This window comes from Thiemannella venezuelensis, assembly GCF_014203605.1.
In the GTDB taxonomy this organism is placed as follows: domain Bacteria; phylum Actinomycetota; class Actinomycetes; order Streptosporangiales; family Streptosporangiaceae; genus Planomonospora_A; species Planomonospora_A venezuelensis.
In genome coordinates, this window is record NZ_JACHJJ010000005.1 from 288275 (window position 1) to 306681 (window position 18407).

At 73.4% G+C, this 18407-nt stretch carries 20 protein-coding genes; 12 read left to right on the plus strand and 8 right to left on the minus strand.

Going from position 1 to position 18407, the window contains the following annotated elements; genetic code table 11:
• The first annotated feature begins 262 nt into the window (after window positions 1-262).
• Window positions 263-910 (plus strand): ferritin-like fold-containing protein, encoded by a 648-nt coding sequence (locus FHS22_RS10845; RefSeq protein WP_184940662.1) that lies wholly within the window; start codon window positions 263-265, stop codon window positions 908-910.
• Between the two features lie 286 nt (window positions 911-1196).
• Here the strand turns inward: FHS22_RS10845 and FHS22_RS10850 are convergent, their stop codons facing one another.
• The 3 genes from FHS22_RS10850 to FHS22_RS10860 form a co-directional block, all read right to left on the minus strand.
• Complete coding sequence (locus FHS22_RS10850; RefSeq protein ID WP_184940664.1) at window positions 1197-1427, minus strand: DUF3107 domain-containing protein; 231 nt, start codon at window positions 1425-1427, stop codon at window positions 1197-1199.
• A 136-nt stretch (window positions 1428-1563) separates the two neighbouring features.
• Entirely contained in the window at window positions 1564-2184 is a 621-nt protein-coding gene (locus FHS22_RS10855; RefSeq protein ID WP_184940666.1) for a TetR/AcrR family transcriptional regulator, read from the minus strand.
• 124 nt (window positions 2185-2308) lie between these two features.
• The gene (locus tag FHS22_RS10860; protein WP_184940668.1) at window positions 2309-2542 is read right to left on the minus strand and encodes a hypothetical protein; all 234 of its coding nucleotides are present in this window, start codon (window positions 2540-2542) and stop codon (window positions 2309-2311) included.
• 208 nt (window positions 2543-2750) lie between these two features.
• Between FHS22_RS10860 and ku the strand changes: the two genes are divergently transcribed.
• The gene (gene ku / locus FHS22_RS10865; protein ID WP_184940669.1) at window positions 2751-3572 is read left to right on the plus strand and encodes a non-homologous end joining protein Ku; all 822 of its coding nucleotides are present in this window, start codon (window positions 2751-2753) and stop codon (window positions 3570-3572) included.
• A 156-nt stretch (window positions 3573-3728) separates the two neighbouring features.
• Here the strand turns inward: ku and FHS22_RS10870 are convergent, their stop codons facing one another.
• From FHS22_RS10870 to FHS22_RS10880, 3 genes are all read right to left on the minus strand, one after another.
• A complete protein-coding gene (locus FHS22_RS10870; protein WP_184940671.1) occupies window positions 3729-4082 on the minus strand; it encodes a hypothetical protein in 354 nt (117 codons plus the stop codon).
• 211 nt (window positions 4083-4293) lie between these two features.
• Window positions 4294-4617 (minus strand): hypothetical protein, encoded by a 324-nt coding sequence (locus tag FHS22_RS10875; RefSeq protein WP_184940673.1) that lies wholly within the window; start codon window positions 4615-4617, stop codon window positions 4294-4296.
• Between the two features lie 201 nt (window positions 4618-4818).
• Window positions 4819-5154, minus strand: a complete 336-nt coding sequence (locus FHS22_RS10880; RefSeq protein WP_184940675.1) for a hypothetical protein — start codon at window positions 5152-5154, stop codon at window positions 4819-4821.
• Between the two features lie 160 nt (window positions 5155-5314).
• Between FHS22_RS10880 and FHS22_RS10885 the strand changes: the two genes are divergently transcribed.
• Entirely contained in the window at window positions 5315-6226 is a 912-nt protein-coding gene (locus FHS22_RS10885) for an alpha/beta fold hydrolase (protein ID WP_184940676.1), read from the plus strand.
• A gap of 74 nt (window positions 6227-6300) precedes the next feature.
• A complete protein-coding gene (gene moeZ / locus FHS22_RS10890; protein WP_184940678.1) occupies window positions 6301-7482 on the plus strand; it encodes an adenylyltransferase/sulfurtransferase MoeZ in 1182 nt (393 codons plus the stop codon).
• Window positions 7483-7534: 52 nt separating this feature from the next.
• Here moeZ and FHS22_RS10895 read toward each other — a convergent pair whose 3' ends face one another.
• The gene (locus FHS22_RS10895) at window positions 7535-7849 is read right to left on the minus strand and encodes a transcriptional regulator (protein ID WP_184940680.1); all 315 of its coding nucleotides are present in this window, start codon (window positions 7847-7849) and stop codon (window positions 7535-7537) included.
• Window positions 7849-8343, minus strand: a complete 495-nt coding sequence (locus FHS22_RS10900) for a hypothetical protein (RefSeq protein ID WP_184940682.1) — start codon at window positions 8341-8343, stop codon at window positions 7849-7851. Before FHS22_RS10900 ends, FHS22_RS10895 begins: the two co-directional genes overlap by 1 nt.
• A 129-nt stretch (window positions 8344-8472) precedes the next feature.
• Between FHS22_RS10900 and FHS22_RS10905 the strand changes: the two genes are divergently transcribed.
• From FHS22_RS10905 to FHS22_RS10940, 8 genes are all read left to right on the plus strand, one after another.
• The gene (locus FHS22_RS10905) at window positions 8473-9207 is read left to right on the plus strand and encodes a hypothetical protein (RefSeq protein ID WP_338047701.1); all 735 of its coding nucleotides are present in this window, start codon (window positions 8473-8475) and stop codon (window positions 9205-9207) included.
• Window positions 9201-10433, plus strand: coding sequence for a S8 family serine peptidase (locus tag FHS22_RS10910; protein ID WP_338047702.1), 1233 nt, complete (start codon window positions 9201-9203; stop codon window positions 10431-10433). Before FHS22_RS10905 ends, FHS22_RS10910 begins: the two co-directional genes overlap by 7 nt.
• A 49-nt stretch (window positions 10434-10482) precedes the next feature.
• Window positions 10483-11535: a hypothetical protein gene (locus FHS22_RS10915; protein ID WP_184940684.1), complete on the plus strand. Its 1053-nt coding sequence runs from the start codon at window positions 10483-10485 to the stop codon at window positions 11533-11535.
• Window positions 11529-12824 (plus strand): S8 family serine peptidase, encoded by a 1296-nt coding sequence (locus tag FHS22_RS10920; RefSeq protein ID WP_338047703.1) that lies wholly within the window; start codon window positions 11529-11531, stop codon window positions 12822-12824. The genes FHS22_RS10915 and FHS22_RS10920 overlap by 7 nt, the downstream gene beginning before the upstream one ends.
• Before the next feature lie 99 nt (window positions 12825-12923).
• Window positions 12924-13292: a hypothetical protein gene (locus FHS22_RS10925; RefSeq protein ID WP_184940685.1), complete on the plus strand. Its 369-nt coding sequence runs from the start codon at window positions 12924-12926 to the stop codon at window positions 13290-13292.
• Between the two features lie 28 nt (window positions 13293-13320).
• Window positions 13321-13653 carry an MGMT family protein gene (locus tag FHS22_RS10930; RefSeq protein WP_184940687.1) on the plus strand — a complete coding sequence of 111 codons (333 nt, stop codon included), beginning with the start codon at window positions 13321-13323 and terminating at the stop codon, window positions 13651-13653.
• 68 nt (window positions 13654-13721) lie between these two features.
• A complete protein-coding gene (locus FHS22_RS10935; protein ID WP_260407834.1) occupies window positions 13722-16616 on the plus strand; it encodes a CDP-glycerol glycerophosphotransferase family protein in 2895 nt (964 codons plus the stop codon).
• Between the two features lie 90 nt (window positions 16617-16706).
• Window positions 16707-18302, plus strand: a complete 1596-nt coding sequence (locus FHS22_RS10940; RefSeq protein ID WP_184940689.1) for a family 20 glycosylhydrolase — start codon at window positions 16707-16709, stop codon at window positions 18300-18302.
• The last annotated feature ends 105 nt before the right edge of the window (window positions 18303-18407 follow it).

The following is an 18407-nucleotide window of genomic DNA, read 5'->3' on the forward strand; positions in this document are numbered from 1 at the left end:
TCCTCGCGGAAGGGCCAGCCCTCTCATGTCATCAACGACCGCTGCGGCGTCACGCCGACTTTTGGGGGCGTCCGAGGGCGGGTCCCCCCGGATTAACACAGTGCGGTCGCACTTTCACAGATGAGTGTACCCGATACCACAACGGGGAATCGATTTCTCGGCATTCCCGCTGAATCCCCTGGCCATTCTGCCGCCCGCCCCGTGCGCGGCGGGTCGCCGGCCCTGCGGAGACGCCGGGCCCCGCCGCTCGTAAGCTGCGCTCATGAGTGATTCCTCTCCCGGCGTCGTCGACCTTCTCGGCGTCCTGGCGTATGCCGAGCTGACGGCGTTCCTCCGCCTCGCGGAGGACGCCGCACGCCACGCTCCGACGCTCACCGACCGGGCCGCACTCGGCGATCTCGCGGCGGCCGAGTACGCGCACTTCCGCCTGCTCCGCGACCGGCTCGCCTCGCTCGGTGCGGACCCGGAGGAGGCGATGGCCCCGTTCGCCGGGCCGCTGGACGGCTGGCACGAGCAGACCGCGCCGGGGGACTGGCTGGAGGTCCTGGTCAAGGCGTACGTCGGCACCGGTATCGCGCTCGACTTCTACCGCGAGGCCGCGGCCCGCGTGGACGAGGAGACACGGCGGCTGGTCGAGGAGGTCCTCGCCGACGAGGGGCGCTCCCAGTTCGCGGTGGAGCGGGTCAGCATGGCGATCAAGGAGGACCCGAAGCTGAGCGGGCGGCTGGCGCTGTGGGCCAGGCGGATGGTCGGCGAGGCGCTGAGCCAGGGACAGCACGTGGCCGCCGCGCGGCCGGAGCTGGCCGCACTGCTGGTGAGCGCGGAGGAGGACATCGCCCGGATGTTCACCCGGCTGACCGAGGCGCACGGCAGGCGCATGGAGGCGCTGGGCCTGACCCCCGGACCCTGACGCTCCGGGGTCCCGGCCCCGGTCCGGGAGAACCGGTCTGCTGATCGGGCGGCGTGGAGGCGGTCAACGGTTGTACGGTGCGAGACATGAGGGCCTCGCGCCGCTACGGCAGTTCCTTGACGAGATGTGGGCCGAATCGCTGGGCTTCGCGCGCAGTGCTGCGAAGGGGGAGCGCGGGCTGCCCGGCCACCGAGCCGGGACGGGACACCGCCCACGGGGTCCGCCGGACCCCCCGCCCGCGCGGTTGCGGACTCGGCGGACGGGGCGAGTGCCCGGGCGGCGAAGACTAGAGGGTGCCGCCGAAACCGACCGGGCGGGCCTCCTCCTCGCCGATCTCGATGAAACCGAGCGAGGCGATCGGGACGAGGACCTTGCGGCCCTTGACGTCGGTGAGGGAGAAGATCCCCCGGTCGGCGGAGAGGGCCTTGCCGAGCTCCTCCTCCACCTGCTCGGACGAGAGGTCGGTCTCCACTACGAGCTCGCGGTGCACGGACCGCACGCCGATCTTGACTTCCACGGTGTCCCCTTTCGATGAGGGCTGCCGTCCCATCGTGACCCCATCGGGGATCTGACGCGCCGGTTGATCGCGTCAAGCGAACAGGAACACCGCGGGCCCGGGCGGATCGCCGGGCCGTGCCGCGAGCCGCCGGCCGTCAGCTCGTGCGGGGGAAGCCGGAGATGCCGCGCCAGGCCAGGCGGGCCATGAGCTGGGTGGCGGCGTCCTTCGGGATGGAGCCGGTGCTGCTGATCCAGTAGCGGGCGCTGACCTCGGCCATGCCGACCAGGCCGACGCCGAGGAGGCGGGCCTCGTCGCTGGAGCAGCCGGTGTCCTCCTGGATGACGTGGCTGATCATCTCCGCGCTCTCGCGGAGGTTGCGCTCGATGCGCTGGCGGACCTGGGCGACGTTGCGCAGGTCGGACTCGAAGACGAGGCGGAACGCCTCGCCCTGGCCGGAGACGAAGTCGAAGAAGGCGCCGATCGCGGCCTGGACGCGCTGCTTGTTGTCCGTGGTGGAGGCGAGGGCGTCCCGGCAGCGGGTGATCATGTCGTCCACGTGCAGGTCGAGCAGGGCGAGGTAGAGCTCCTGCTTGCCGGGGAAGTGCTGGTAGAGGACCGGCTTGCTGACCCCGGCCCGCTCGGCGATCTCGTCCATCGCGGCCGCGTGGTATCCGTTCTCCACGAACACCTCCTGCGCCGCACTGAGCAGCTGGCGGCGGCGGGCCATCCGGGGCAGCCGGGTGCCCCGGGGCTTGGCGTCCGGGGTAGCGGTCACGGCGGTCTCCTTGCGGGATGCTCCTATGAGCGCCCGGGGCATCCCACCCGGCCGCCGCTGGCTGCGCGCGGCCCGGTCGGCGGGCACTCTACGTCTCGGGCCATCCTACGCGCGGGTAACCAGGTCAGCGATAGTCGTCCTCGTCGATGGCGACCTCCCGGCTCTGCTCGGTGGCGTCCGCGGGGTCGGCGTCGAACGGGATCCGGTCGGGCCAGGCGGGGCCTCCGGCGCGCATCTCGCGGTGCTGCTCGGCCGCGTCGGCCTCGGGGGTCTCGACGTCCCGCTCGCCCCCGGTCCCCGCGGCCGCGGTGTCGTCGATCTCCTCGAGGGTGTCGCCGTTCACATCCATCTCCGACATCGGCCCGTCCTTCCGTCCTCCGCGAGCAATGGACGCCACCCAGCGTACGTCTCGGCGGCCCACCCGTTTGACAAGGCAGGGGCATCGGTTTTCCCGTGGCGGGTATGTGCCCCGTCGGTGAGTGTTTCCATCCACTTGACGATATTTCCGAACATGTGCGCGAAAATCGATGGAGAAACCTCCGGAGAGACCGAGGCAGGGAGGCGCCATGCGGAGCATCTGGAAGGGCGCGGTGTCCTTCGGGCTCGTCACGATCCCGATCAGGTTGTACACCGCGACGGAGCAGCGCGACGTCGCCTTCCACCAGGTGCACCGGGAGGACGGCGGCCGGGTGAGGTTCCGCCGGGTCTGCGAGGTCTGCGGGGAGGAGGTGCCCTTCGCCCACGTGGCCAAGGGCTACGAGCTGCCCACCGGGGAGATGGTGGTGCTCGGCGAGGACGACTTCGAGGACCTGCCGCTGCCGACGGCGCACCGGATCGAGGTGCTCCAGTTCAGCCCCGCGGACCAGATCGACCCGATCCTGCTGAACAGGTCCTACTACCTGGAGCCGGACCCCGTGGGCGTGAAGCCGTACGTCCTGCTCCGCGACGCGCTCGAGCGGTCGGGGCGGGTGGCGATCGCGAAGGTGGCGCTGCGGCGGCGGGAGTCGCTCGCGGCGCTGCGGGTCCGGGAGGGGGTGGTCGTGCTGGAGACCATGCTCTGGCCCGACGAGGTGCGCGAGGCCGGCTTCGGCTTCCTGGACGAGAGCGTGGAGATCCGCGCGCAGGAGTCGAGGATGGCCGCCTCGCTCGTCGAGTCCATGAGCGGGGACTTCGACCCGGCCGCGCACCGAGACGCCTACCGGGAGGCGCTGCAGGAGGTCATCGAGGCGAAGGTGGCGGGCCGTGAGATGGTGCGGCCCGCGGCCCCGGTCGCGGAGGGCGGCCCGCCGGCGGATCTGATGGACGTGCTGCGGGCCAGTGTGGACGCGGCGAAGCGGGAGCGGAAGAAGCCCGAACGCGGGTCCCGCAAGGCCCGCGAGTCCGCCTGAGGCCGTGGGGAGCCGGGGGAGGGCGCGCCTGCGCCGTGCGTCCGCGGGGCGGTCGGCGTCCGCGGGGCGGCCCGGGCCCGGCGCGGACATGCCCGTGCCGTGGGCCTTCGCGGGCGCCACGGCACGGGATCACCTGGTGGTGAACCGATCATCGGTTCAGGGCGTGAACTGGAACTTCCGGCCCTTGTTCAGGTAGTACTTGTGGGCGCCGCCCCACAGGCCCGAGTTGCCGATCACCCACCGCCAGTTCTCCTTGGCGCGCCTGCACTGGCCGACGGTCGTCTGGTTCGGGTAGAGGACGTCGATGACCTTGTACCTCTTCTTGACGACGGGCCTGATGCCCGGCTTCCTGTGCACGTTGAGGACGCTGCCGGCGGAGACGTTGCGCACCTTGTAGAAGCAGGCGGTCTCGGCGCTGGCCGGGGTCGCGGTGATGGCGCTGAGGGCGATCAGGCCGCCGCCGGCGACGGTCGCTGCCGCGAGAGTGCTCGCGAGGCGCTGGAACTTCATTTAGGTCACTTCCTTGCAGTCATTTCGAACCAACTTGTCGCCCGAATAATCGGTTATGCAGCCATGTAACGGGACATATGCGACTATTGGATGGACGAAAGTCGTCGGACGCGTCTTCTTCTCAAGGCCCGTGGATGTGCGAACAAGTGCGACGCATCGGGACCCGCGTGGTGAGGGCCGTGCCATCGATCGTCCTGGGCCGTCGGGGCTGTCAGTACACCCGCAGGAGCTTCTTCAGGTAGCGCTTGTGCGAGAAGCCCTCGTTGCCGCCGATGCCGGTGACGGAACGCCAGTTCGCCCGCTCCCGCTTGCACCGGCCGACGGTGATCTGGCCGGGGTTCAGGGCGTCGATGACGGTGGCGCTCGCGAACGGGGCGTCGCGCACGGCGAGGGCGCTGCCGGCGGGGACGTGGCGCACGCGGTAGGCGCAGGTCGCAGCCTCTGCGGCGGTCGCGGTGGCGGCGCTGAAGACGACCATGCCGCCGCCGGCGACGGCGGCTGCGACCATGGCGCCAGCGAGTCGCTTAAAGATCATTAGTCACTCCTTCTCTCTCGATGCGGTGACTACGGCCTTGATGTCCGGATTCATGCTACAAAAACGGGCACTCAGCGTCATATACCAAATACATAGAGTTACATGATGCGTCCTTGCGCCTTTTCCGGACAAAAGGGACATGCCGCGGAGTCCGGGCGGACTCCGCGGCATGGGAAGGGTGAAGGGAGGGCGGCGGCCGTCCTAAAGGCCGTACTCCCGGGTCGTGCCGAGCCTCTTCAGATGCTTCTGCCGGACGTAGCCCCGCTCGAGGTCCCGCGTGCCCACGATCTTGTGCCACTTCTCGCCGCCGCCGTACCCCTGGCAGCTCCCCAGGGTCCGGTCGCCTCTGCGGAGCCGGTCCACGGCCCTGCCCTTCCTGGAGGGCTTGGCCTTCACCGGCGCGCTGTGCCTGACCAGGAACACGCAGCCCAGCCCCGCGGCCTCGGCCGGAGCCGCCAGGGCGGCGCCCGTCACCACCGTGCCTCCGGCGGCGACGGCCGCGGCGGCGAGGGCGACGGCGAAGCGCTTGAGTCGCATGGTGTAACCCCTTCTCGACATAGGACCCTGCTTCCGTCCTGGATGTCACCGCCCGGCGCTCGAGGAGGGGCGACGCTCGGCCATATGCCGAACGCTTAGGTTCTCCCGGGTCGTTCTTGTGGAATAACGTCGGAACAGGACATGAACCTCGGGAGGGCGCGTGGTGGACAGGCCGATTCCATGCTGGCCGGGAGAGCTGGTCGACCTGGGAGGGCAGCGCGTCCACGTGCGCTCGACCCCGCGCGGGCCCGCCGAGACGGCCGTCTACGTGCACGGGCTCGCGGGCTCGGCGACCAACTGGACCGACCTGATGGGCGAGCTCTCGGACGCGGTGACCGGCCACGCGGTCGACCTGCCCGGTGCCGGGTACTCACCGGAGCCGCCCGGCGGCGACTACTCCATCGGCGCCCACGCCCGGACCGTCGCGAAACTGATCGAGCGGGTCGCCGACCGCCCCGTCCACCTGTTCGGCAACTCCCTGGGCGGCGCGGTCTCGGTGCGGCTCGCCGCCGCCCGCCCCGACCTGGTCCGCTCGCTCACCCTCGTCTCCCCGGCCCTGCCCGACCTGCTGCCGAGGTACGGCCCGGCGCGCGTGGCCCTGTCCGCGGTGCCCGGCCTCGGCGAGTGGGCGTTCGACCGGCTGCGCGTCCTGCCCGCCGAGCGCAGGCTCAACGCCACCCTCGGCATGTGCTACGCCGACCTCGGCCGGGTGCACCCGGAGCGGCTCCGGGAGGCGGCCGAGGAACTGCGCCGCCGCGACGGCCTGCCGTACGCCGGGAGCGCCCTGCTCAACTCGGCGCGGGGCCTCGTCGCCGAGTACTTCAGGCGCGGCGAGGAGAGCCTCTGGCGGCAGGCGGCCCGGATCCAGGCGCCCACGCTGGTGATCCACGGCCGCCACGACCGGCTCGTCAACCCGCGCATGGCCGCCCGGGCCGGCCGGACGTTCCCGCACGTGCGGCTGGTGCTGCTGCCCGACGCCGGGCACGTGGCCCAGATGGAGCTGCCGGAGAGGGTGGCCCGCGAGGCGCGTCGTCTGATATATGAGACGACGCCCGTCACGATTGGGGAATGACCGGGGCCCCCGGCTAGGTTGTGAGTGGTGCGCTAGCCGTACCACTCAAGACCCCCTGAAACGGGAGCAGAACTGTGTCGTTGCCACCGCTGGTAGAGCCGGCAGCCGAGCTGACCGTCGACGAGGTGCGCCGTTACTCGCGGCACCTGATCATTCCCGACGTGGGCATGGCCGGGCAGAAGCGCCTGAAGAACGCCAAGGTGCTCTGTGTGGGCGCCGGCGGCCTGGGCTCCCCCGCCCTGCTGTACCTCGCGGCCGCGGGCGTGGGCACCCTGGGCGTCATCGACTTCGACGTCGTCGACGAGTCCAACCTGCAGCGCCAGGTCATCCACGGCCAGTCCGACGTCGGGCGGCCCAAGGCCGAGAGCGCCGCGGCCTCGGTCAGGGAGATCAACCCCCTGATCGACGTGGTCGTCCACAACGAGGTCCTGACGACCGAGAACGTCATGGACATCTTCGCCCGGTACGACCTCATCGTCGACGGCACCGACAACTTCGCCACCCGCTACATGGTGAACGACGCGGCCGTCCTGCTCGGCAAGCCGTACGTCTGGGGCTCGATCTACCGCTTCGACGGCCAGGCCAGCGTCTTCTGGGCCGAGCACGGCCCCTGCTACCGCTGCCTCTACCCCGAGCCTCCGCCGCCCGGCATGGTCCCCTCCTGCGCCGAGGGCGGCGTGCTCGGCGTGCTGTGCGCGTCGATCGGCTCGATCCAGGTCAACGAGGCCATCAAGCTGCTCACCGGCATCGGCGAGCCGCTGGTCGGCCGGCTGATGATCTACGACGCCCTGGAGATGACCTACCGCTCGGTCAAGGTCCGCAAGGACCCCGAGTGCGTGCTCTGCGGCAAGAACCCCACGGTCACCGAGCTGCTGGAGGACTACGAGGCGTTCTGCGGCGCGGTCTCCGAGGAGGCCCAGGAGGCCGTCTCGGGCTCCACGATCACCGCGGCCGAGCTCAAGTCCTGGCAGGACGCGGGCGAGAACATCTACGTGATCGACGTCCGGGAGCCGAACGAGTACGAGATCGTCTCCATCCCCGGCGCGGTGCTCATCCCCAAGGGCGAGTTCCTCAACGGCTCCGCCCTGGAGCGGCTCCCGCAGGACAAGAAGATCGTGCTGCACTGCAAGTCCGGCGTGCGGTCCGCCGAGTGCCTGGCGGTCGTCAAGAACGCCGGCTTCTCCGACGCGGTCCACCTCGGCGGCGGCGTGCTGAGCTGGATCAAGACGGTCGACCCGAGCCTGCCGACCTACTAGCCGCTCTCGTACGGCCGGCGCCCCGCGGAGCTCCTGCTCCGCGGGGCGCCGTTCATGTGGGGCGCTGGTCCGGGGTGAGGCTGAGCCCGGAGGCGGCGACGATGGCCTGCAGGGCCGCCACGTGGGCCCGGTAGGCCTCGCGCCCCCGGGCGGAGAGCTTGAGCCAGGTCCGGGGCCGCTTGCCGACGTACCCCTTGCGGATCTCGACGTATCCCGCGGCCTCCAGGGCGCTCGCGTGCTTGGAGAGCACCGAGTCGCTCACCCCGACCTGGTCGCGGACGAACCCGAACTCGGCGTCCTCCGCCGCGGCCAGCAGGGCGACGATCTGCAGCCGCGCGGGCGCGTGGATGACCGGGTCGAGCTCCATCACTTGCCCCTCTCGATCTTGCTCGCGTTGCGCCCGGAGATCCAGCGGGCGAGGAACGGGCCGGTGAGGCCCATGGCCGCGGTCATCGCCAGACCGGCGCAGGCCGCGGCGTACGGCACGTCCCGCCAGGCCAGGAACAGGGCGAACGGGATGGTGAGGCCGACGATCGAGAGGACCCAGACGAAGTATCCGATGAGCCCCCCGGCGTCGGTGACGCTCTTGTGGGCGCGCATGCTGCCGCTGCGGCCGACCGCGACGGAGCATCCGGTGATCCCGGCCGTCGCCAGCACGATGCCCGCGATCCTCATCGGCACCGGGGTGAGGGGGTCGGAGGCGGCCAGGATGCAGGTGACGGACAGGCCGATGCCGATGACGAACCAGGCGGGGAACCAGGGGGTGGAGCGCACGGCCCGGGCCTGCGTGGCGCGGATGTCGGACAGGGCGCGGGCGGCCTCCTCGGGGGAGAGGTCCGCGTTCTGGGGAGTGGTGTTCATGGGGGCTCCTCTCAACTGCTTTCCACTAAGGAAAGTACTTTCTACTTTCCACTCCGTCAAGTACTTTCCTTCCCCGGATAGGGAGGGAACGGCGGGTGGCATCCATCCCGCCGCATTAAGGTCGGGGGCGTGAACGACGTGCCGGACCGCCGCCGGCGGGTGTGGCCGGTGCTGGTGGCGGCCTCCGCGCTCACCCTCCTGTGCGCCGCCGTGGCCGGCGTCGCCGCGAGTGCCGCGGGCGCCGAGCTCACCCGAGGCCCGAGCGCGGCCGAGCTGCGCCGGGCGTCCGCCGAGGAGGTGGCCCGCCGCTGGCGGACGTGGCCCGCGGGCCGGATCTTCCCCGAGACGGTGCGCTACTCCGCCGAGCAGGGCGGCGCGGAGCGGGCCCGCCGGGTGGGCATCTCGCCGGAGACCGGCTGCGACCCGGCCGTGGACGCCCGGTTGCGCGCCCCGCTGCGGCGGGCGGGCTGCAGGGCCGTCCTGCGCGCCACCTATCTCGACGCGCTCCAGGGACTCGTCGTCACCGTCGGCGTCGCGGCCTTCCCGGACGACCGGAGCGCGGCCGCGGCCAGGGCGGCGCTGCCCCGCGGCGGGCGCCCCTCGCCGGGGCTGAGGGCGCTGGCCTTCCGCGGCACGGTCACCGACCGCTTCACCCCGGCGGGGCGGCAGACGTTCTCGGCGCGCCGGAGCGGGCCGTACGTGGTGATGGTCACGGTGGGCCGGACCGACGGGCGCCCGGCCAGAGCCGCCGGGGAGCAGCGGCCGACCATGTTCGCCTTCGCCGACGACATCGCCGCGCAGATCCTCGCGGCCCTGTCCACCCCGGCCTCGCCGGACTGCGGCTCGCGGGAGTGGCGGTGCTGAGTCGTACGGCCCGCGCGTTCTCCGCGGTGCTTGCGGCCGTGCTCATGCTGGGATTCACGCTGGGTACCGCGCCCGCCGCCCACGGGGACGACGTGCGCGACAGCCAGCGGGCGGTGCTGCGGACCCTCGGGCTGCCCGAGGCGTGGCGGATCTCCGAGGGCGAGGGGGTGACCGTCGCGGTGCTGGACTCGGGGGTGGACGCGCGCCACCGCGACCTGGCGGGGGCGGTGACCGAGGGCGCGGACTTCACCGCGGGGGCCAACCCGCCGGGCGTGGAGCCCCTGCGGCTGCACGGCACCTACATGGCCTCGCTCATCGCCGGCCACGGGCACGGGCCCGGCGGGCGCGACGGGGTGATCGGGATCGCCCCCCGGGCGCGGGTGCTCTCGGTGCGGGTGATCCTGGAGGACGAGGAGCCGGGGTTCCAGGAGTTCAACACCGCGGAGCGGTACGAGAACGTGGTGGCCAGGGGCATCAGGTACGCCGTGGACCACGGCGCCGACGTGATCAACATGTCGATCTCCAAGGAGCTGGCGACCAGGGAGGAGCGCGCCGCGGTCCGCCACGCCATCTCCAAGGGGGTGGTGCTCGTCGCGGCCGCCGGGAACGACGGCGCGGGCGAGCGCGACGCCAGCGGCTACGCCCCCTACTCCTACCCGGCGGCCTTCCCCGGGGTGGTCTCGGTCGCCGCGACCGACGGGGGGCTGCGCCGGGCGTCGTTCTCCAACGCCAACCCCTCGGTCCTGCTGGCCGCGCCCGGGGTGGACATCCTCGGCGCGGGCCCCGGCGACGAGTACTGGGTCGGCCGGGGCACCTCGCAGGCGACCGCGCTGGTGTCCGGGGTCGCCGCCCTGATAAAAGCGAAATATCCGAAAATGTCACCTGCTCTGGTCGTGCAGGCGCTCACCGCGGGGGCGACCCGGAGGCCCGCGGGCGGCTACGACACCGCCACGGGCTTCGGCGTCGTCAACGCCGGCCGCGCGCTCGCCGAGGCGGCCCGGATCTCCCGCCACACCCACACCGCGGCGGCCCGCGACGCCCAGGACCCCGCCCGCCCGCTGGGCGGGACGGCGGAGGGCGACCCCGCCCCGGTCCGGGTGGTCCACCGGGACCGGCGCACGATCACCTTCTACGGGGGCGTGGCCGCGGCCGCCGGCCTCGGCGCGCTGGTCTGCCTCGCCGTCATCGCGGTGGTCGTCGCCCGGGCGCGAAACGTGAGGGAGTGAACACGCTCCGGAGGTGGGGCCGGGGAGCGCCGCGACGTAGCATCGAAGTATGTCGCAGACCGGGAGGTCCCAGGAGCCGGAACGGCGCCCGGAATCCTCCTCGGCGCGCGCCCGCGGCGGCTGGCCGCCCGCCGGGTCCCGCATCGCCCGGGGCGCCGCGGGGCGTCGCGGTCCCCTGCCCGAGGGTTCCCCGGCCGGAGGCGCCGGAGCGGCCGGCTCCGGGAGCGGCGACTCCGGGGCGCACGACTCCGGGGCGGGACCCCCGCGCCGGACGCCCGCGCCGCGTCCCGCCGCCCGCCGCGCCCGGGTCCGCCCGTGGTCCGCGACGGTCCGCGACCGCCTCGCGGCGGAGCGCGCCGGGGCGGTCGCGCTCGAACGGGGCATCCGGTTCCGCGCCGTCTTCCTGCTGCTGATGGGCACGATCCTGGCCGTGGCCGCGGCCGACGTGCTCTCCGGCACGGTCGGGCTGCTGAGCGAGACCGCCGCCCGCCCGCTGACCGCCGCCGAGCAGAACCGCTACGTCCAGGAGGACGTCGCCAGGCGCTGGCGCACCTGGCCCGCGTCGCTGGTCTTCCCCCGCGAACTGGAGTACATCGGCCTGGCCCGGACGCAGCAGTACGCCCAGCGGGTCGGCATCGCCCCCGAGACCGCCTGCCGGTCCGGCACGGACGCCGCGGTCGGATCGGTCCTGGCCCAGCACGGCTGCCGCACGCTGCTGCGGGCCACCTACGTGGACCAGACGTCCACCTTCGCGATCACGGTGGGCGTCGCGGTCATGGACGACGCGGAGAAGCGGCGGGCGGCCACCGCCGAGCTGCCCGTCGACGACCGGGTGGGGGTCCGGCCGGTGGCCTTCCCGGGAACCGCGACCGACCTGTTCGGCGCGGCCCAGCGTCAGCGCAACGCGTGGATCGGGGTCGGCCCGTACATCGTCTTCTCCACCGCCGGCTACACCGACGGCCGCACCCGCGCGTCGATCGCCCCGGAGGAGATCCCGCACAGCGAGCTGTGGCCGGCGGCCCAGGCCGTGGCCGGGCGCATCGCCCACGCGCTGGGCGCCGAGCCCGCCGTACCGCGGTGCACGCAGGGGAACGCGTGCTGAGGCGGGCCCGGGCGGCGGGCGCGGCGGTCGTGCTCCTCGCGGCGGCCTGCCTGGGGCTCCTCCCGGCGCCGCCCTCGGCGGCGGCGGGCGCGCCGGCCGCCGCCGACGTCAACCGGGAGCCGGGCTGGAGCGCGGACGACATCCGCGAGGAGCAGCGGTGGGTGCTGGAGGCGCTCAACGTCGAGGAGGCGTGGCGGGTCACCCGGGGCGCCGGGGTCACCGTGGCCCTGGTGGACGGCTCCGTGGACGGCGGGGTCGCCGAGCTGCGCGGCCGGGTCACCGTCGGGCCCGAGCTGGGGCCGGACGATCCCGGGGCGCGGACGGGCACCCCGGGGGAGGGAGAGGACTCCGCGACACGGCACGGCACCGCCATGGCCTCGCTCATCGCCGGCGGCGGCACCGGCGGCGGCAGGGGACTGCTCGGGATCGCGCCCGAGGCCCGGATCCTCTCGCTGCCGCTGAACTTCTCCGGCGAGGACGGCACGATCCCGCCGGAGGAGGACGTGCGGACGCTCCGGAACAGCCCCGTGGCCCGGGCGATCCGCTACGCCGCCGACAACGGGGCCCAGGTGGTCAGCATGTCGCTGGGCGCCTACGGCCCGCACCGGGCCGAGCGCGAGGCGGTCTCCTACGCCCTCTCCAAGGGGGTGGTGCTCGTCGCGTCGGTGGGCAACGGGGGCGACAGCGAGTACGCCGCGGCCAACGCCACCTCCTTCTGGAACTTCCCCGCCGGGTACTCGGGGGTCATCGGGGTCGGGGCGTCCGGCCCGGCGGGCGAGCCCGCCCCGTTCAGCAGCGACAACCTCTCGGTGCTGGTCTCCGCGCCGGGCGTGGCGGTGCCCGTGGTGCTCCCCGGAGGGGAGTACGGCTCCTCGGACGGGACGAGCGCCTCGGCCGCACTCGTGGCGGGAGTCGTCGCCCTGATAAAGGCGAAATACCCTGACATGTCGCCGCAGATGGTGTCACGCGCGCTCACCTCCACCGCCGCTTCCGCCTCCGGCGCCGGGTACGACGACCACCTCGGGTTCGGCGTGGTGGACGCCGGGGCGGCGCTCGCCAGGGCCGGGGAGCTCGCCGGCGCGGGGAGGACGCCCCCCGCCGCGACCCCGCCCCCGGTGGCGGACGAGCACCACTTCGGCGTGGGCCCGCTCCCCGAGGAGCCGCCCCGCCCGGGGGCCGACCCGCTCCACCTCTGGCTGTACGGCGCCGGCCTGCTCCTGGGCGTCCTGGCGTTCGCCGGAGCCGTGGTGGCCCTCACCCGGAGATCCGGCGCCGGGGGACCGGCGTGACGCGATTCGAGCGCGTTTTGGACACTGTTCGGATGCGGTCGACGCGATGTCGGCTTTCCCTGTCCGGAAAGGGGTGAAGGTTCGCTAGGGTCGCGCAGCATGGGGTACGAGTTGCGGGTGGAACGCCCGGCGCCTTTCGCCTTCGCGGAGCTCGCGGACGTGCTCGGGCGGGCGGGGTTCGAGTTCCGCGGTTCGCAGGAGGCGGGCGAGATCCTCGCGCGCCACGGTGAGAGAGTCCACGCCGTCGCGGTCTGGAACGGCACGCTGTCCGGCGCGCCCGGATCCGACTGGCAGGTGGCCCAGCTCGCACGGGTGTCGGCCCTGCTCGGCGCGTCCCTGGTCGGCGAGGACGGGGAGTCCTACGCGATCCGCGACGGCCTGGTCGAGCAGCGCAGCGGCTCGGACGCCTACGAGTTCGGGCGGCTGGACGAGATCCTCGCGGCCGGGCCCGCCGTATGGAGCGCGTAGCGGACCCCCGCCGGAAGGCGGAACGCCGGTGACGGGGCGCGCCGAGCCTCAGGGCCACCCGCCCCCGTACGCCGAGGCGGTGCTCGACCTGGTCGAACGCATCCCGCGCGGCATGGTCATGTCCTACGGGGACATCGCCGAGTACCTCGGCCAGGGCGGCCCGCGGCAGGTCGGGAGCGTCATGTCCGCCTGGGGCGGCGGTGTCCCGTGGTGGCGCGTGGTGCACGCCGACGGCACCCCGCCCCCGGGCCACGAGCAGCGCTGCCTCGCCCACTGGAGGCAGGAGGGGACCCCGCTGCGGGGCTCCCGCGCGGACATGCGCCGTGCGCGATGGGACGGACAGTTGGAAAGTAGCGCGTAACCGACTCCCGGAGCGCACTAACATGGCGTGGGACGGACAGCGTCTGCCCGAAAGGCGGTGCCTCCCCCATGGCCACCGGCGTCTCACCCGCGCGAGCGAGCGGCGATGCCGTCGTCGAGCGTCTGCGGACCGTGCAGGACCTCTGCGACCGGGGAGAACCCCTCTCGTTGATCATGGATGCGCTGCTCGCCGGAGGGCTGACCCCGGCCGAGCGCAGGCGGTTCGACGCCGAGGTGCTGGCCGGTCCGCTCGGCTTCCGGATGGACGTCGCGGTCAAGCGGGGGGCCGCCCGCCGCCGCGAGTTCCTCACCGCGGTCAGGCCCTACCTCGCCGGGGTCGACCCCAAGGTCAAGCTCGAGCTCCCGGTCGCCCGGCGGCTCGCCTTCCATCTGATCGAGAACCACGGGATCGACGAGCTGGCCGAGGGCGACGCCCTGAGCAAGCTCGTCACCGCCGCCGCCGAGCCGTCCCGGCGGATCCGCAAGAGCATGCGCTGGTACGCCGACCTGCCGCTCCGCGACCAGATCCCGGAGCCGCTGTACCGGCTCCGCGCCGCCGACCTCATCCCGGTGACCCAGGTCGAGGACATCTCCTGGGAGGGCGGGCGGCTCCGGATCACCGGCCACGCCTACCTGGCCGGGCTCTCGGTCCGCAGCCGCCGCTTCAACCGCGCCACCGTCGTGCTGCGCGGCCCCCGCTGGCTGCCCCCGATTCGGCTGCGCACCCGCCGGATCCACCACCCGGAGGCCACCCACGGCGCCCGCGAGGCGGGCTGCAACTACGACTGGTCGGGGTTCACCGCCGAGCTGTCGCCGTCGGCGCTACGCTGGCGCGCCGCCCTGCGGGCCGTCGTCCGCGGCGGCAAGCGGCTGCTCCGCCGCCGCGCCACCGTACGCGACACCACCACCTGGCGCGCCGAGATCGTGATCTGGAGCCGGGGCGCCCGCGCCGTCGGCCTGCTCCGCGGCCCCTCCAGCGGCCGGACCGAGCGCCCGTCGGGCATGGAGACCCGCCCGCGCTGGTGGATCCGGCCCGTCTGGACCTCCGACCGCGCCCTGCAGGTCGTGCTGCAGCCCACCCGGGCCGAGCTGACCGGGGTGCGGCTGGACGGCGAGCGGCTGGAGCTGAAGGTCTTCCTCCCGGAGAAGAAGGTCGTCAAGGGGCACGCGCGGCTGGACGGCCACCGCATCGCGGCCGACTTCACCCCGGCCGAGGGCGGCACCGAGGTCGTCGTGCCGCTGGCCGTGTCGTCGCTGCTGTCCGAGCGCGACGGCGGCCGGCTCTGGATCGAGCCCAAGGGCGATCCGGCGGCCCCGGTCATGCTGGGCGGCGCGCGGGAGAGCCGGACCGTCATCGGCGCGCGGGAGATCACGGTCCTGGGCGACCGGCGCGACCGGGTGGTCATCTCCGCGCACCGGGTCCGCCCGGTCGTCTCGGCCGCGACCTGGGAGCAGGACGGCTCGCTCACGCTCGAGGGCTCCTATCCCGGTTCGGACCGGGCCGAGCTGACGATCCGCCACCGCAGCGGGCTGATGTACGCCACCGAGCTGGAGCGCGACGACTCCCGCTTCACGGTACGGCTCACGTCCGCCGCGATGCCCCGCTTCGGGGAGACCGTCCCGCTGGGCAGCGGGAACTGGAGCATGGCGGTCCGCGAGGCGTCGGGGGAGATCGTCCCGGTCCGGATGGAGCACGAGGCCCTCGGCGCGCTCGACGAGAGCCCGAAGGCCGTCGACGGCCGCGAGTACCGGCTGATCTCCACCCGGTTCGACGTGCCGGTGCTGGCCGTCGCCGAGGTGCGGCCCGACGACGAGAAGGGGCCGGGCGGGCTGCACGTCCTGCAGCGCACCTTCTACCCGGCCGAGCGGACCCGCGGGCTGACCGACGCGACCGTCTACGTCGCCTACGACGGGCGGCAGTACGAGGGCAACGTCCGCGCGATCTACGAGGAGCGGGTGCGCCGGGGAGACGACCGCGAGCACATCTGGATCGTCAAGGACGGCGCGTTCACCCCGCCCGGCTCGCGGGAGCTGGGGTTCGGCCCGGACATCCGCCCGACCGTGGTCCGCGCCGGAAGCCGGGAGCACTACGCGGTGCTCGCCCGCTCCCGGTACGTGGTGACCAACGGCTTCCTGCCTCCGTGGTTCCGGGCGCGCGAGGACCAGACGGTCGTGCAGACCTGGCACGGCAGCCCGCTCAAGCGCATGGGCAACGACCTGCCGCACATGTCCCGCGACCCGAAGCCGCCGGCCTGGCACCGGCAGGCCGTCGAGGTGCGCGGCTGGGACCTGCTGGTCGCGCAGAGCCCGTGGGCCGTCCCGGTCCTGCGCAAGGCCTTCGGCTACCAGGGCGAGGTCCTGGAGAGCGGCTACCCGCGCAACGACGTCCTGGCCTCCCCGGACCGCGATGAGCCGGCGGCGCGGGTGCGCGCCCGGCTGGGCGTGGCCGAGGACGCCAGGCTGGTGCTGTACGCGCCGACGTTCCGCGACTACGACCGGAAGAACGCCTCGCTCAAGCTGGACCTGGCCGAGGCGCACCGGGTGCTGGGCCCCGGCCACGAGTTCCTGATCCGGGGCCACTCGATGCAGGCGGCGCCCAACATCCCCCGGGGGTTGGGACGTGACGTCACCACGTATCCGGACATGGCGGATCTGCTGCTGGTCGCGGACGTGCTGATCACGGACTACTCGTCGGTCATGTTCGACTTCGCCGCGACCGGGCGGCCGATGGTGTTCTTCACCTACGACCTGCAGCGCTACTCGGCCAAGCGCGGTCTCTACCTCGACCTGGCGGCCGAGGCCCCCGGCCCGCTGCTGTCCACCGGCGCCGAGGTGATCGAGGCGCTGCGGACGATCGACGAGGTGGCCGCCGCCCACGCCGACCGCTACGAGCACTTCAGGCGCGTCTACGCGCCCCGCGACGACGGCAAGGCCACTGCCAGGCTCGTCGACCACGTCTTCTGAGCGCGGCGGGCGGTCCGGCGGGGAAAGAAATGTTAAAGAAACTTTCCAATTAGGGTTCCCCCACCGGGTCGGTGATGATCTGATTCGGTCATGAGATGGCGCGCACCTCTCGTCACCGCCCTGGCCGCCGCCGTGCTCTCCGCGGGAGCGTGCTCCGGCGCGGACGGGGACGCCGGGGGAGCCCCGCACGGCCTGGTGCCGCTCCCCGCCGAGGTCGTCTACCGGGGGGCCGGGTTCACGATCCCCGCGGACCTCGTGATCACCGCGCCGCCGGAGGCCGCGGGGGCGGCCGGGCAGCTGGCGGCCGCCGTACGGGAGGCGACCGGGCGGGCGCCGCGCACCGGGGAGGGCGGGGCCGTCCGCCTGGAGCTCACCGGCGGCGGGAGTCCCGGCCCGGGACCGGGAGGGGCCGCGGGTCCGGAGGCGGTCCTCGAAGGGCCCGAGGCCGAGGCGTACGAGCTCACCGTGGACTCCGGCGGGGTCCGGATCCGGGCGGCGCGGCCGGTGGGGCTCTTCCGCGGCGTGCAGACGCTCGGGCAGCTGCTCCCGGCGACCGGCCCGGCCCGGGCGTCCGGGACGACCGGGGTGACGCTGCCCGGGGTGCGGATCGCCGACCGGCCGCGGTTCGCCTGGCGCGGCGCGATGCTGGACGTCGCCCGGCACTTCTTCACGGTGGAGGAGGTCAAGCGCTACATCGACCTCGTCTCGGCCTACAAGATCAACGTCCTCCACCTGCACCTCAGCGACGACCAGGGCTGGCGGCTGGCGATCGCCGGACGGCCGGAGCTGACGGAGGCCGGCGGCGCCACCGAGGTCGGCGGCGGGCCCGGCGGCTTCTACACCGAGCAGGACTACCGGGAGATCGTCGCCCACGCGCGGGAGCGCTTCGTCGAGGTCGTGCCCGAGATCGACATGCCGGGCCACGTGAACGCGGCGCTGACCGCCGACCCGGAGCTGAGCTGCGACGGCCGCCGGCGCGAGCCGTACACCGGGACCGACGTCGGGTTCAGCGCGCTGTGCGTGGGCACGCCCGCCGTGGACCGGTTCGTGGCCGACGTGGTCGGGGAGCTGGCCCGCATGACTCCCGGCCCCTACCTGCACATCGGCGGGGACGAGGTCTCCGAGCTCGCCCCGGAGCGGTACGACCGGTTCGTCGAGCGGGCGCAGGAGCTGGTCGGGGCGGCGGGCAAGCGGGCGGTCGGGTGGCAGGAGATCGGCGGCTCGCGGCTCGCGCCGGGCACCGTCACCCAGTACTGGCAGACCGGCCGCACGCCCGAGGAGGCGCTGAGCGCCGTACGGCAGGGCGGGAGACTGGTCATGTCCCCGGCCTCGCGGACCTACCTGGACATGAAGTACGACTCCGGGACCCGCCTCGGGCTGCGCTGGGCCGGGCTCATCGAGATCGAGGACGCCTACGACTGGGACCCGGCGGCGATGATTCCCGGGGTCGGGGACGGCCAGGTGCTCGGCGTGGAGGCGCCGCTCTGGACCGAGACCGCCGAGACGATGGACGACCTGGAGTACCTGGCGTTCCCGCGGCTCCCGGCGGTCGCCGAGGTGGCCTGGACGCCGCAGCGGGCCAGGGACTTCGACGGCTTCGCGGCCCGCCTGGCCGGGCACGGGCCCCGCTGGGCCGCGCTGGGCGTGGACTTCCACCGGTCCGGGGCGGTGGCCTGGCCCGGCTGACCTGCCCGGACCCCTTCCCCGTCATGCCGTGCGGGCGGACTCGGCACGATCACTGCCCGGGATCTGGTGGAATGGCGAGTTGTGAGTGGTCAGGGCTGGCGGCTG

What these genes read in the sequence shown, in the direction of transcription:
- FHS22_RS10940 (WP_184940689.1), top strand. Translation starts at nt 16,707, where the DNA reads ATGAGATGGCGCGCACCTCTCGTCACCGCCCTGGCCGCCGCCGTGCTC.
- FHS22_RS10935 (WP_260407834.1), top strand. Translation starts at nt 13,722, where the DNA reads ATGGCCACCGGCGTCTCACCCGCGCGAGCGAGCGGCGATGCCGTCGTC.
- FHS22_RS10925 (WP_184940685.1), top strand. Translation starts at nt 12,924, where the DNA reads ATGGGGTACGAGTTGCGGGTGGAACGCCCGGCGCCTTTCGCCTTCGCG.
- FHS22_RS10845 (WP_184940662.1), top strand. Translation starts at nt 263, where the DNA reads ATGAGTGATTCCTCTCCCGGCGTCGTCGACCTTCTCGGCGTCCTGGCG.
- ku (WP_184940669.1), top strand. Translation starts at nt 2,751, where the DNA reads ATGCGGAGCATCTGGAAGGGCGCGGTGTCCTTCGGGCTCGTCACGATC.
- FHS22_RS10880 (WP_184940675.1), bottom strand. Translation starts at nt 5,154, where the DNA reads ATGCGACTCAAGCGCTTCGCCGTCGCCCTCGCCGCCGCGGCCGTCGCC.
- FHS22_RS10870 (WP_184940671.1), bottom strand. Translation starts at nt 4,082, where the DNA reads ATGAAGTTCCAGCGCCTCGCGAGCACTCTCGCGGCAGCGACCGTCGCC.
- FHS22_RS10915 (WP_184940684.1), top strand. Translation starts at nt 10,483, where the DNA reads ATGTCGCAGACCGGGAGGTCCCAGGAGCCGGAACGGCGCCCGGAATCC.
- FHS22_RS10860 (WP_184940668.1), bottom strand. Translation starts at nt 2,542, where the DNA reads ATGTCGGAGATGGATGTGAACGGCGACACCCTCGAGGAGATCGACGAC.
- FHS22_RS10900 (WP_184940682.1), bottom strand. Translation starts at nt 8,343, where the DNA reads ATGAACACCACTCCCCAGAACGCGGACCTCTCCCCCGAGGAGGCCGCC.
- FHS22_RS10875 (WP_184940673.1), bottom strand. Translation starts at nt 4,617, where the DNA reads ATGATCTTTAAGCGACTCGCTGGCGCCATGGTCGCAGCCGCCGTCGCC.
- FHS22_RS10895 (WP_184940680.1), bottom strand. Translation starts at nt 7,849, where the DNA reads ATGGAGCTCGACCCGGTCATCCACGCGCCCGCGCGGCTGCAGATCGTC.